General features: G+C 34.3%; 12 protein-coding genes. 8 read left to right on the top strand and 4 right to left on the bottom strand.

Going from position 1 to position 12,973, the window contains the following annotated elements; all coding sequences use genetic code 11:
* The first annotated feature begins 142 nt into the window (after positions 1-142).
* Positions 143-1,402 (top strand): putative DNA modification/repair radical SAM protein, encoded by a 1,260-nt coding sequence (locus NBX25_RS12930; RefSeq protein ID WP_250253910.1) that lies wholly within the window; start codon positions 143-145, stop codon positions 1,400-1,402.
* Positions 1,403-1,428: 26 nt separating this feature from the next.
* Positions 1,429-2,190: a TIGR03915 family putative DNA repair protein gene (locus NBX25_RS12925; RefSeq protein WP_250253909.1), complete on the top strand. Its 762-nt coding sequence runs from the start codon at positions 1,429-1,431 to the stop codon at positions 2,188-2,190.
* 1,031 nt (positions 2,191-3,221) lie between these two features.
* Here NBX25_RS12925 and NBX25_RS12920 read toward each other — a convergent pair.
* Positions 3,222-4,022, bottom strand: a complete 801-nt coding sequence (locus tag NBX25_RS12920; RefSeq protein ID WP_250253905.1) for a DNA alkylation repair protein — start codon at positions 4,020-4,022, stop codon at positions 3,222-3,224.
* On the bottom strand, positions 4,019-4,657 hold the full coding sequence (locus NBX25_RS12915; RefSeq protein WP_250253904.1) for a peroxiredoxin-like family protein: 639 nt from the start codon (positions 4,655-4,657) through the stop codon (positions 4,019-4,021). Before NBX25_RS12915 ends, NBX25_RS12920 begins: the two co-directional genes overlap by 4 nt.
* A gap of 97 nt (positions 4,658-4,754) precedes the next feature.
* Here NBX25_RS12915 and NBX25_RS12910 point away from each other — a divergent pair, with 97 nt between their 5' ends.
* The 4 genes from NBX25_RS12910 to gap all read left to right on the top strand — a co-directional run bounded on the left by NBX25_RS12910 (position 4,755) and on the right by gap (position 8,447).
* Positions 4,755-5,141, top strand: coding sequence for a winged helix-turn-helix transcriptional regulator (locus NBX25_RS12910; protein ID WP_123910089.1), 387 nt, complete (start codon positions 4,755-4,757; stop codon positions 5,139-5,141).
* Positions 5,142-5,460: 319 nt separating this feature from the next.
* Positions 5,461-6,339 carry a DUF4846 domain-containing protein gene (locus NBX25_RS12905; RefSeq protein WP_250253903.1) on the top strand — a complete coding sequence of 293 codons (879 nt, stop codon included), beginning with the start codon at positions 5,461-5,463 and terminating at the stop codon, positions 6,337-6,339.
* An 83-nt stretch (positions 6,340-6,422) separates the two neighbouring features.
* Positions 6,423-7,409 carry a 6-phosphofructokinase gene (pfkA, locus tag NBX25_RS12900; protein WP_123910087.1) on the top strand — a complete coding sequence of 329 codons (987 nt, stop codon included), beginning with the start codon at positions 6,423-6,425 and terminating at the stop codon, positions 7,407-7,409.
* 33 nt (positions 7,410-7,442) lie between these two features.
* Positions 7,443-8,447, top strand: a complete 1,005-nt coding sequence (gene gap, locus NBX25_RS12895; protein ID WP_065399227.1) for a type I glyceraldehyde-3-phosphate dehydrogenase — start codon at positions 7,443-7,445, stop codon at positions 8,445-8,447.
* A gap of 108 nt (positions 8,448-8,555) precedes the next feature.
* Here gap and NBX25_RS12890 read toward each other — a convergent pair whose 3' ends face one another.
* Positions 8,556-9,353, bottom strand: a complete 798-nt coding sequence (locus tag NBX25_RS12890; RefSeq protein WP_250253901.1) for a hypothetical protein — start codon at positions 9,351-9,353, stop codon at positions 8,556-8,558.
* Between the two features lie 192 nt (positions 9,354-9,545).
* On the opposite strand from NBX25_RS12890, the gene NBX25_RS12885 reads away from it, so the two are divergent.
* Positions 9,546-10,358, top strand: coding sequence for a response regulator transcription factor (locus NBX25_RS12885; RefSeq protein ID WP_228412744.1), 813 nt, complete (start codon positions 9,546-9,548; stop codon positions 10,356-10,358).
* Between the two features lie 80 nt (positions 10,359-10,438).
* Entirely contained in the window at positions 10,439-11,623 is a 1,185-nt protein-coding gene (locus NBX25_RS12880; protein ID WP_250253900.1) for an oxygenase MpaB family protein, read from the top strand.
* Positions 11,624-11,656: 33 nt separating this feature from the next.
* Here NBX25_RS12880 and NBX25_RS12875 read toward each other — a convergent pair whose 3' ends face one another.
* A complete protein-coding gene (locus NBX25_RS12875) occupies positions 11,657-12,871 on the bottom strand; it encodes a hypothetical protein (RefSeq protein WP_250253899.1) in 1,215 nt (404 codons plus the stop codon).
* Positions 12,872-12,973 lie beyond the last annotated feature (102 nt).

The following is a 12,973-nucleotide window of genomic DNA, read 5'->3' as shown; positions in this document are numbered from 1 at the left end:
TGAGGCGTAAATATAATGATTTTGAGACTCTTTTTTGTTGATAACTTCTATGAAAAAAGGTTGACATTTATCAATTTTGGAACTAAATTTGAACACAATTAAAACATAATTCAGATACAAATAATATCAACCCCTTTACTATATGAATTTTGACCGCCTTAAAGAAAAACTTGAAATCCTGGCTGATGCTGCGAAGTATGATGTTTCGTGCTCATCAAGCGGAGGAACGAGAAAGAATAAAAAAGGGGCTTTGGGAGATAGTTCCATAAGCGGAATTTGTCATACTTATACCGAAGATGGCAGATGTGTTTCTTTACTCAAGATTTTATTGACTAATCATTGCATTTATGATTGTGCTTATTGTGTATCCAGAAGCTCAAATGATATAAAAAGAGCTGCATTTACGGTAGAAGAGGTGGTTGACCTGACGATTAATTTTTACCGTAGAAATTATATTGAAGGTCTGTTTTTGAGTTCCGGAATTTTCAAAAATGCAGACACAACAATGGAACGGCTTGTAAGGGTTGCCAAAAAACTGCGTCTGGAAGAAAATTTTAATGGATATATTCATTTGAAATCCATTCCAGGAGCCAGTGATGAGCTCATGCAGGAAGCAGCATTATATGCAGACAGGCTTTCCATAAATCTGGAAATCCCAACTGTAAGCGGCCTAAAACTATTAGCCCCTGAAAAGAACCGGGAGGATATGATTAATCCTATGAGATATATTCAGAAAGGGATTATTCAATATCAGGATGAAAAAAAGATTTTAAAGAAAGTTCCCAAATTTGCTCCGGCAGGACAATCTACTCAAATGATTGTAGGAGCTACCAATGAAAATGATCTACAAATTATCAAAGTTGCAGATCATTTTTATAAAAACTTTAACCTCAAAAGAGTCTATTATTCGGGATATGTTCCGGTTTTAGAAGATAACAGGCTTCCTTCTTTAACTACCGAAGTACCCATGCTTCGGGAAAACAGACTTTATCAGTCTGACTGGCTTATGAGATTTTATGGTTTTAAAGCAGAGGAAATTTTAGACCCAAATGTTCCTTTCCTTGATTTGGAAATGGATCCAAAACTGAGTTGGGCACTCCGAAATTTACATCAATTTCCAGTAAACATCCAGACTGCCGATTACCAAATGATTTTAAGAATTCCGGGAATTGGAGTTAAATCTGCTCAGAAAATTGTAAGTGCGAGACGTTTTCAGATGTTAACACTGGATCATTTGAAACAATTGGGAGCAGCGGTCAACAGAGCCAAATATTTTATTGATTTCAATGCCGGGAATGCCTATCTGAAATATTTGACAGATAAAAATTTTAGAAAACTATTGGTTGGGGGAAGTTCTTCCAAATTCCACAATCAATTTTCGCAGCAACTGAGCTTATTTTAATATGAAAACAAAAATTCTATCTCCCAATGACAACAACCCTGCTCTATGATGGAAGTTTTGATGGTCTTTTCACTGCGATATTTGAAGTATTTGAATATCGTTATCAGGATGTGGAAATTGTCTGTAGAGAAAAATTCTATCAGGAAAATATTTTTGCTGAAATCCATGAAACCGTTACACAATCCGAAAAATCGGAAAGAGTTTTAAATAAACTGGAACAAAGTATTGGAAAAAAGGGTATTCATCAGCTTCTGAAAGTTTATTTATCTGAAAATACTGAATCCGAGAAAGTAATATTATCAGCAGTAAGACAATCTATAAAGTATCCTGAAAAAAACATTCTGGAAAATTATGCCGATGCTGACATCATGACAATCTCCAAAATTTGTAAATCCGTAGACAGGGAAAGTCACCGAATGACTGCTTTTGTCCGTTTCGAGAAAATGCAGGATGATCTATTCTTTTCAAAAATAGATCCTGACTTTAATGTACTCCCTTTAATAAGAAAGCACTTTAGTGACCGCTACCAGGATCAGAAATGGATGATTTATGATTTACGAAGAAATTATGGAATTCTTTATAACCTGGAAACCTCTGATTTCTTTTATCCCGATGAAAAACTGGAGATTAAAAATTATCAGGAGAAGTTTCATAATGAGGAAAAGAATTATCAAACGCTTTGGCAACGGTATTTTACCAAAACCAATATTGTTGAAAGAAAAAATATTAAACTGCATGTACAGCATGTCCCCAAAAGGTATTGGAAGTATTTGACTGAAAAGTGGTGAATTTAATTGAGCAATGCTTTTTTATCAAATTTCACTGATTATTCATCCACAAGCCTTTGAAAACCAAATCAAAAAATCATATTGTGGATAACTTTTTCAACCACAGATTGTACAGATTTACACAGATGATTTTTTCTTTTAAACTGATATTTTGATCTGGGAAATATTGATAGAATTCTTAATTCATATTCTGATATTGTGGATAACTTTTTCTTACTGTAAATTAGAATTATTTTTGAAAAACCTTTTCCACAAGTGCATTTCATAACCTATTAAATTTGTGCGAGATATAACACTATTTATTATACAATCTCATATTGTGGATAACTTTTTCAACCACAGATTGCACAGATTTACACAGATAATTTTTTCTTTTAAACTGATATTTTGATCTGGGAAATATTGATAGAATTCTTAATTCATATTCTGATATTGTGGATAACTTTTTCTTACTGTAAATTAGACTTATTTTCGAAAAACCTTTTCCACAAGTGTATTTCATAACCTATTAAATTTGTGTTAGATATAACAGTATTCATTATACAATCTCATATTGTGGATAACTTTTTCAACCACAGATTGCACAGATTTACACAGATAATTTTTTCTTTTAAACTGATATTTTGATCTGGGAAATATTGATAGAGTTCTTAATTCATATTCTGACATTGTGGATAACTTTTTCAACCACAGATTTCACACGTTTACACAGATGATTTTCCTTTTAAACTGATATTTTGATCTGGGAAATATTGATAGAATTCTTAATTCATATTCTGATATTGTGGATAACTTTTTCTTACTGTAAATTAGAATTATTTTTGAAAAACCTTTTCCACAAGTGCATTTCATAACCTATTAAATTTGTGCGAGATATAACACTATTTATTATACAATGTCATATTGTGGATAACTTTTTCAACCACAGATTGCACAGATTTACACAGATAATTTTTTCTTTTAAACTGATATTTTGATCTGGGAAATATTGATAGAATTCTTAATTCATATTCTGACATTGTGGATAACTTTTACTTACGAATGGTACGCAAGGCTTTCTTGACAATATATTGAGTTTCCTTTGTATTACTTTCCCGTAGCCATTCATCACAGATTTCCACTACAAATTCCGGCTGGGATTTACTGGCATCATTCAGCCAATTGCCGACACTATCCTGTACATATCTTGATGAGTCTGATCTTAATGGCTCTAAAATATCCAGTCCTAGTCCTGGATTTTGTTTTAATGCTTCAATATGCTCACACCATACTCCTCTCGGTCTTGTTGATTCACTCGCAAAACGTCTGATATTTTCATTGTCGTGCTTCGTCCATTCTGATAAAATAGCTATACATTCTTTAAGATTTTTCGAAATATCCGGACGTACGGTCATCCAACAAATTTCTCTTACCCCAAAATGAGAGTCTGCAGCAAAAGACTGAATCTTTTTAATTTTTTCTTCTGTATTAAGACCATTATTTCTTCCAATGGTATAAGCTGCCCAACAACGAACCAGATCAGACTGATGGGTAGATAACTTCGTCAGAAATTCTTCATCTTTATTTTTAAGTGCAAGATCAAGAATTTCTAATCCAATTGCTTCATTGATGGTGTTGACCGTTTGTTTTTTCAATTGGTCTACATTTTTCAGGATAGGCTGGAAATATTCTGACCGATTATTCTGTATTAATAGATTTTCCAGCAACAGTCTTTGATCAACGGCCAGCCATTCTGTAAGATTAGCTGTTTCAATTTCACCTCTGTTCAATTGTATTAAAATATCAGCAGGAATATCCTTTATAGAACGGGCTCCTTTTCTTTTTTCTGTCATAATACTTTTATTAACTCTTCCACATCTACTCTATTCATGTAATTTACATCTAAAAATTTATATGTGACAACTCTATTTTCATCCACAACCAAAACAGCAGGAACCGGTAAAACATTACCATTATTTTTATTGAAATCAGAAAGATTAATTCCAAGTTTATGATAATAAGGAAGTACAAAATCCTGCAATTTAAAAGTTATACCTAATTGTTCAGCAAAATGATTATCAGTATCTGTTAATACTTCAAACTCAAGGTCATTTTTCTGAACCATACTTAGAGAATGATCTGGATTTTGTGGAGAAATAGCAATTAAAGCAGCTCCTTTTTCTTTTATTCTGGAAAGATTGTCCTGTAAAAATTTTAATTCCAGGTTACAATAAGGACACCAGCTCCCTCTGTAAAAAGCCAAAATTATTTTCCCCTTGTTAAGAAATTCTTTGGAACTTATTATTTTCCCCAAAGCATTGGACAATAGAAATTCTGGCATCTGATCTCCTATCTGAATACTATTTTCTTCAATCTTCCTTGTTTTTAAATGCTGAATAGATTTTCCAAATGCTTCCAATACCTCCTGCGGAAGCTGCGAAGATAATTGCTGATTCAACTGTTCGATCTGTTTTGCCAGTGTACTCATTCTTTTTAATTTTTATTATTTTTACAAAGGTCTAAAAGCCTCTGTAAATAAGCAATAACGCATATTTTTCACCCATAGGGATAAAAAAGTCAATTTTATGGAAATAAAGGGAAGAGCTGAAGAAAATAAAATTTGTCCGTTGGAAGTTGCCGTCAATACCATCAGTGGAAAATGGAAAATTCCGATTGTTTGGCAAATTAATGAAGGAAAAAAACGTCCAAGTGAATTTTTGCGTGGAATCGCAAAAGTAGATCGCAGAGTTCTTAATCAACAGCTTACAGAAATGGTTGATGATGGTATTTTGACGAAACAGTCTTTTAATGAGCTTCCCCCTAGAGTTGAATACACCCTGACTGAGCTTGGTAAAAAATTGGTAACGATTCTTTGGCAGTTGAATGATTGGGGAAAACTTTTGATTCCTGAAGAGGAAAATGCAGATGATTATCTATTGGAACACTCAAAGACGCAAAAGTATTCTGAATAAGCAGTGTTTTAAGGTCCACGGATTTTATCTTTGATAAAATTGTATACTGCAAAAAAATCGCCACGAATGCGCAAATAATTTAATTTACACTTATCGTCTATATGCCGCCTATGTAGTTCTTTTTTTACCACATAGACACATAGATTTTAGAGTTATCTTATAAATATTAATAAAAATAAATTCGTGCATTCGTGGCTAAAAAACACTTGTAAATCTATTTGTTTCTTAGCGTTTTCCAACAAAACCAAAGGTAGGCCAACTCACAGTTTCAATATTTCACAAAAATTCTCATATTTGTAGCCTAATCAAGAAAAACACCATGAAAAAAATCACATTGAGTCTTATCATTATCTTACTGGCCATAAGCTGTGGCCAAGAAAAATCAGGTGACAGACTTTTAGAGGAACCGGATAAGAATGAACATCTCATCGCAGAGAATGCTTTAAAAATCAATAAAGATAAAAATACGATCAAGGAAAGATTTTCTTCCCCGAAAGATTACAAATGGATAGAGGAAAATCCGGATTCCTTCGGCTATTTCATTGAAAATTTTAAACTGAAACCTTATGGAAGCCAGATTTTGAGATATGACAACTCGCCTATTTCCACACAACATCTTCATGAAGCCGTTTTTGATATTGATACGGGAAATAAAGATCTTCAGCAATGTGCAGATGCAGTGATTCGTCTGAGAGCTGAATATTTATACAAAATAAAAAAGACGGATGATATTAAATTTCATTTTACCAGTGGACATCTCCTTAGCTGGAATGATTATAAAAATGGAACAAGAGCTTTTGTGAATGGGAATTCCGTAAGCTTTAGAAAAACGGCTGGTTTTGATGATTCTTATCAGGGTTTCCGGAATTATCTGGACCTCATCTTTAATTACGCAGGAACAATTTCTCTTAATAAGGAAACTCAACCGGTGACCAAAAGCTCAGATTTAAAAACCGGAGACATTCTGATCACCCCTGGAAGTCCGGGCCATGTAGTTTTTATTGCCGGAGTTTGTAAAAATAAAGAAGGGAAAAAATTATTTTTACTGGGAGAAGGATTCACTCCTGCTCAATCTATACACCTGTTATCCAATCCTTTTCAGAAAAATATTTCGCCGTGGTATGATCTTGATGTGAATGCTCCTGAGACCAAAACAGCGCGATATATTTTCAAACCAACAAATTTCAGAAGTTTTTAATTCTATATATTCAAAACTAATGGAAAGTTACTACGATAATCTGAACTTGTTTTTGTAAATTTGTGTTCGAAATTTTTTACTAGATGAAAGAGAGTGCTGTAAAAAAGATTGCAGTTCTTACTTCAGGAGGAGACTCTCCAGGTATGAATGCAGCATTAAGAGCGGTAGTAAGAACCGCCAATTACTATAATATTGAATGCTATGGAGTAAGGGAAGGCTACAATGGCCTTATCTGCAATGATTTCCTAAAAATGGGAGCCCGTTCCGTAAAAAATATAATCAACCAGGGTGGAACGATTCTAAAGTCTGCCAGATCCGCTGAATTCAGAACCAAAGAAGGCCGTCAGACGGCTTATGATAACTGCGTAAAGCTAGGTATCGATGGTTTGGTGTGTATTGGTGGGGACGGAACTTTTACGGGTGCCAAGATCTTCAGTGAAGAATTTGGGATCAGAGTAATTGGTATTCCGGGAACAATCGATAATGATATCTTCGGAACAGATAATACCATCGGATATGATACTGCGTTGAATACCGCCATGGACGCGATTGACAAAATCCGTGATACGGCCACTTCTCACAATAGAGTTTTCTTTGTAGAAGTGATGGGTCGTGACGCAGGATTTATCGCTTTAAACAGTGGATTAGCAACAGGTGCTTTGGATATTTTAATTCCTGAGAAGAAAGACAGCACGGATGATCTTTTTGAGAAATTCAGAAAAGCTGGAAAAACAGGAAAGGCATCCAGCATTGTTGTAGTAGCAGAAGGAGAAAAACTAGCCAACGTTTATGAACTAGCAGAAAAGACAAAGCAAATATTCCCTGATTATGACATTCGTGTAGCGGTGTTGGGGCATATGCAAAGAGGAGGATCTCCTAGTTGTGCAGACAGAGTGCTTGCCAGCAGACTTGGATATGGTGCAGTAGTAGGATTAATGGATGGTCAAACGAATGTAATGGCTGGAATGCGTTCCAACGATGTGGTGTATACACCTATCGAGGAAGCTATTAAAAAACATAACGAAATCAATAAAGATTTAATGTTGATTTCAGAAATCTTAGCAATCTAATTATTTTTATAAATCTAATAAAAACAAACTATTATGTCAACAATTAAAGTAGGTATCAACGGTTTTGGTAGAATTGGACGTCTTGTTTTCAGAGCAATGACTGAAAGAGACAACATTGAAGTTGTAGGAATCAATGACCTAATCAATGCAGAATACATGGCTTACATGTTAAAATATGACTCTGTACACGGTATTTTCCCAGGTGAAGTTTCTGTAGAAGGAAATGATCTTGTAGTAAACGGAAAAAAAATCAGAGTAACTGCTGAGAAAGATCCTAACAACCTTAAGTGGGACGAAATTGGTGCTGATTATATCGTAGAATCTACAGGTCTTTTCTTGTCTAAAGATTCTGCTCAGGCTCACATCAACGCTGGTGCTAAGAAAGTAATCCTTTCTGCTCCTTCTAAAGATGATACTCCAATGTTCGTAATGGGAGTAAACCACAAGGAACTTACTGATGATATCAAAATTTTATCAAACGCTTCTTGTACTACCAACTGTTTAGCTCCTTTAGCTAAAGTAATCCACGATAAATTTGGAATCGTAGAAGGTTTAATGACCACTGTACATGCTACAACTGCTACTCAAAAAACTGTTGACGGTCCTTCAATGAAAGACTGGAGAGGTGGTAGAGCGGCTCTAAACAACATTATCCCTTCTTCTACAGGTGCTGCTAAAGCAGTAGGAAAAGTAATTCCTTCATTAAACGGAAAATTAACAGGTATGTCTTTCAGAGTACCAACTGTTGACGTTTCTGTAGTTGACCTTACAGTAAGATTAGAAAAAGCGACTTCTTACGATGAGATCTGTGCTGCAATTAAAGAAGCTTCTGAAGGTGAATTGAAAGGTATCCTAGGATATACTGAAGATGCAGTAGTATCTCAGGACTTCGTAGGAGATAAGAGAACTTCTATCTTCGACAAAGATGCTGGTATCATGCTTTCTCCTAACTTCGTGAAACTTGTTTCTTGGTATGACAACGAAATGGGTTACTCTAACAAGTTAGTAGATATGCTTGTACACGCTGCTTCTTTATAATAAGTAATGAGTAATCAGCAATAAGTAATATAAAGCCTTCCCGATGGGAAGGCTTTTTTTGATACATCATATTTTTTAATTCTAATTTTAAAAAAATGTACTATTCACTTATCTTTTTTTAAAAAGCTCTTTTAAGTATTCTTCAGCTTTTTCTTTACTTAATTTTTCATCCATTTTTTGAATAACACTCAGAATTGCCTCATATTTTTTGGCTTCGGTTTTTGCCTTCTCAATATTAGCATCACTTTCTGCTTTACTAATCGTGCTCTCTGCCTCAGCCTCTGCTATTGAAATCAACTTTGTATTATCAATAATTGTTGTAAAAAGTGTTTGCAATTGCGAGTCACTTAATGTTTTTTCTACTCTTAGAGTACTATTAAGTGCTTCAAATTGAGCCGCATCTATTTTCTTATTAATAAATAAGCTATTAATATCATCTTTTTGATCTATCGAGGCATAGTACAATTCATTCAACCGATATAAAGCATCCCTTAACATGTTCACAGCAGATGTTCTTTTTCCTAACTGTGCAATAGTTCGTTGTGTATTTAAAGCAAACTCGGCATCTACCTGTCCTTTTATATTTGCTTTTGCCGTAATCGCAGTTATAGACTGTATCGCAGCATCAGGAGAATTCTCTGCAAGCACTCTTATTTTACCATCTTTTATATACATCACTGAACCTCTTTTGGTAGCATCATAATAAGACCAAAGGAAAGTTCCGTTATCTTTTTTGATAGTAGTTTTATCATTCTTTTTAGATTTTCCTATTCCTGCATTTATAGAATTATTTTCTACATATTGTGGAATCCTCACAATTCCAGCACTTCCTCTGGCTCTATTATTCATAAAACAACCACAACTTAACATACAAGCTGTCAGTATAGTAAACGAAATTATTTTCATGATTAATTGTTTTTCAGGTTAAAGTTTTTTGATTGGAAATAAAGAAGATAAAGAGAAAGCTTCAACCGTAAAACAAGAGGCTTTAGAAATTGAGCTTCCATGGTCATTAGTTTCACATAAAGCTACAATACTTTGAGGCTACATGAAATACCACAAAAGGGGGATTTTTTTTATCAAAATTTTATTAATTTTATGAAAACATCAACCATGGATAAAAAATTTATACCCCAGGCTAAAAAGCCACATCTTCTGACAAGGGTCTGGAACAATTATCCGGAGCTCTTTCATAACGAAAGCACAATGATGACGATCCCTTCCATTGAACGTCTTATCGGAGAAGTCTTTGCTCCCGGAAGATTTTATCATTACATCATCAACTTTGCAGACAGCACGATCTACAACCACCATGAAGACATTCTGAAAATACATGGATTGAGTAAATATCCCATACATCTTAAGGAAATCATAGATCTCATCCACCCTGATGATCTGGAGTTTGTCATGGAAGCTGAAAGAATGTGCATGGCGAAAATGATAGAAATAAATGCTTCTGACCGACTTTCAGAACTGAAATTCAGCTATTGCTTTCGGATGAAGACCTTCAAAGGAAATTACGAACTTTTCCATCATCAGTCTTTACATGCTTATAGGGATGAAAGTGGCAGAATTTTGCAGGCTATTAATATCCATACCAATATTGAGCACATCACCCATCAGAATTCTTACACCGTTTTAATCTCCGGCATCAACGGCAGTGAAGATTTTCATCAAATGCAATGGCAAAAAAATGATAAAATAACCGAACCTCTCCTTGTCAACTTTACCAAAAGAGAGGTTGAAATTATTACCTATATCGCACAAGGCTATTCTGCCGGAAAAATCTCTGAACGATTGAATATTTCCGAAGAAACTGTAAGAACCCACCGAAAAAATATTTTAAGGAAAGCAAATTGCAAAAACTGTTCTGAGCTCATTAAAATGGCCTTTGAATGGGGATATTTATAGAATCTACTCCCCAGCCTGATAAATCTCACGATACCATTTCGGTGTAAAACTTGTACTTTTATATACCTAAGGAATGAACAATGATACAACCGCGGTTTAAAGATGCTCCACATTTTAGAAATTTTTGGGAAAAAGGTAATGGAAAACAGCTTATTGAGTTTTCCGGTGCTGAAGTAAGCTTTAAAAATTTTGAAAAATACGCTCCTTTCTTTTATCATGTAGATGAAACCGGAGATGATGTGGTAAAAGAGGTTTATTTTACTAAAAAGTTCCACGAAGCATCCAAAGAAATTGAAGGGTATATCCGAAATGGAGTTTCTGAACATGATCCTGTGCCCGAAAGTGTAAAAAAATTGTTCGCTCAAACCCAAAGTATTCCAGATTGGCTGGATTATAACTTACTAAAAAGCGGTGCTGAGCTCTGCATGCGCAGCAACCTCGATTCATTGATTTCTTTAAGAGACTATTGCCTGATAGGAGGCTATGATTACGCTTACCTCAACAAACCGCTTATTGTTACAGAAGCATTAAAAAAAGGAGCGGTAAAACGTCTTTCTGAAACCTTAGATTTCTGGGTGAACGTTACCCGTTATCATGCATTGGAAATTCACGCCAAAGGCTATGAATTTGCTATCAAAACCCGCTTGATCCATTCCTATGCCAGACTTTCTATCAAAAAATATTATAAAGCATGGGATACTGAAAACTGGGGTGAACCCATCAATTCCTGGGATATGATGGCAACCTATATTGGTTTCAGTTTAGTTTTTCTTCACAGTCTTCAAAAATTAGGAAATACATTTTCCATTGAAGAAGAGCAGGGCATTTTTCACCTGTGGAAATATGTAGGATATCTTCTTGGAATCCCGGAGCAGCTTCTTCCTGATGATAAAAAACAGGCTACAGAATATTTTCATTTATGGACTTCCGTGCAGCCACCGTCAGATAAAGATTCTGTTCTCTTGGCTCATTCTCTATTAGATGAATCGTTGGAAAATCCAATTTTAAAATTTGAATTCCAAAGAAAAAATCTGAGATACCTTCACGTCTGCTGCACCTGGTTTCTGCTGGATGATGAAGTCTGCAAAAGACTACAAATCCCTGAAGTTTCCAACAGAATGTTGTTTCCAAAATCAAAAATACTTTTCAACAGAATTTATGATCGTCTTGTGAGCAGAGATTCAAGGATAAAAAGAGGAAATAAAGATCAGATGAAGGTATTGAAAGATTATCTGAACATTACTCAGAACTCAAATTTTCATTAAATTCAGCCTTTTAAGGAAACGAAAAGGGGAAAATTACATTTGTTCATCTTCCTTAACACTATCCGAAGAAAGTTTTCTGTTTCTGAAATTCCAGATCAGGTACAATAAAAACAACATAAACCAGACACCAAAGACTGCAATAATGAAAAATCCCACAATAGAAGGGTGTAGATAGTTCGGTTTGTAAAACAGACGATCAAGGATTGCAAATTTTTCTTTTAACTGGCCTCTTTCGTAAGTATTTCGTATTGCATTAAGAGGTTCCTGCTGATGATCTCTGTAATAAAAAACATCTTTAGTCAGATCTTTCGGAACGATCTTCGTTTCTATATTATATTTTTTTAAAAGGACATCCAGTTTCTGAAATGAGGCAAGCAGTGAATCCTGGCTATATTTGTAAAGCAAATTGTATCTTTTTGTCGCATTTTGATACTTTTGTTTCTGTTCAGGAATGTTATGCAATGGAGAGAACAAAATATTATTTTTAAGAAAAATACACATTTTATCATCGTAATCGGGATGTACTACTGTTCCTTTAAATATAATTTGAGTACTATCCCCTATATTCTTTTTAGAAATAATCCTTTTTTCCATCTCACTGGTATCAAGTCCAAGAATGTCGAGTACTGATCTTGCTTTATCGCTTATTTTTTTGTGATCGGTACTTAGCACAGTTAATGTATCAATACTGTAATAAGTTGATTCTATTGAATAATAATCCTTATTGTCCGGATAATAATACAGGGTATCTCTCTGTTCTATCACAGGATAAGGTTTGGGATATAAAATATTTTCGGCGTTAAACAGTTTCTCTGAACTGTAGGAAGTATAATTATATAGAAAAGGCTGTAAGACATTCAGCAGCGTTTTATCTTTATTAAGGTCCTTTTCAGGCAATTCAGTTCGAAGTTTTGCATTTAATCCGAAACTGTAACTGATGAAAAAAGTCAGGGACAAAAAGGATATCAATAAAAGCACAATACCTATTCCCAATTTTTTTGATAGATCATATTTCTTTTGGGAATGATTCCTAAGGAGAAAAATAACAAAGAAAAACAGAAAAAGACCAGATATGAAAACGTGAGAAATGGAAACGTCATCATAAAATTTGAACCTGTAAAATTCTGTATAAATATAAATTCCCTTAAGGCCCTCAAATTTTACATATCCGTAAATAAAGTAAGCCAGGTGGATGACAGCTAATACAGCAAAAGATTTAATCAGGAATAATTTTAATTTTCTGTCCATAAGAATGATCTTAAAAAATAATGTTTTAAGATAAGCATTTTTTATATCAGATGGATGAATTTCTGGTTGAACCCATCAATATAAAAAGTAATATAATCATTA

It is taken from the genome of Chryseobacterium sp. Marseille-Q3244 (assembly GCF_940807095.1).
Taxonomy (GTDB): domain Bacteria; phylum Bacteroidota; class Bacteroidia; order Flavobacteriales; family Weeksellaceae; genus Chryseobacterium.
Note: the sequence above shows the minus strand (reverse complement) of the source record. Positions and strands in the feature narration are given on the sequence as shown.

Bases quoted from the DNA above. Each gene is read 5' to 3' on its own strand.
- NBX25_RS12875 (WP_250253899.1), bottom strand. From the start codon at position 12,871: ATGGACAGAAAATTAAAATTATTCCTGATTAAATCTTTTGCTGTATTA.
- NBX25_RS12920 (WP_250253905.1), bottom strand. From the start codon at position 4,022: ATGACAGAAAAAAGAAAAGGAGCCCGTTCTATAAAGGATATTCCTGCT.
- NBX25_RS12925 (WP_250253909.1), top strand. From the start codon at position 1,429: ATGACAACAACCCTGCTCTATGATGGAAGTTTTGATGGTCTTTTCACT.
- NBX25_RS12930 (WP_250253910.1), top strand. From the start codon at position 143: ATGAATTTTGACCGCCTTAAAGAAAAACTTGAAATCCTGGCTGATGCT.
- NBX25_RS12890 (WP_250253901.1), bottom strand. From the start codon at position 9,353: ATGAAAATAATTTCGTTTACTATACTGACAGCTTGTATGTTAAGTTGT.
- NBX25_RS12915 (WP_250253904.1), bottom strand. From the start codon at position 4,657: ATGAGTACACTGGCAAAACAGATCGAACAGTTGAATCAGCAATTATCT.
- NBX25_RS12885 (WP_228412744.1), top strand. From the start codon at position 9,546: ATGAAAACATCAACCATGGATAAAAAATTTATACCCCAGGCTAAAAAG.
- NBX25_RS12905 (WP_250253903.1), top strand. From the start codon at position 5,461: ATGAAAAAAATCACATTGAGTCTTATCATTATCTTACTGGCCATAAGC.
- NBX25_RS12880 (WP_250253900.1), top strand. From the start codon at position 10,439: ATGATACAACCGCGGTTTAAAGATGCTCCACATTTTAGAAATTTTTGG.
- NBX25_RS12910 (WP_123910089.1), top strand. From the start codon at position 4,755: ATGGAAATAAAGGGAAGAGCTGAAGAAAATAAAATTTGTCCGTTGGAA.
- pfkA (WP_123910087.1), top strand. From the start codon at position 6,423: ATGAAAGAGAGTGCTGTAAAAAAGATTGCAGTTCTTACTTCAGGAGGA.
- gap (WP_065399227.1), top strand. From the start codon at position 7,443: ATGTCAACAATTAAAGTAGGTATCAACGGTTTTGGTAGAATTGGACGT.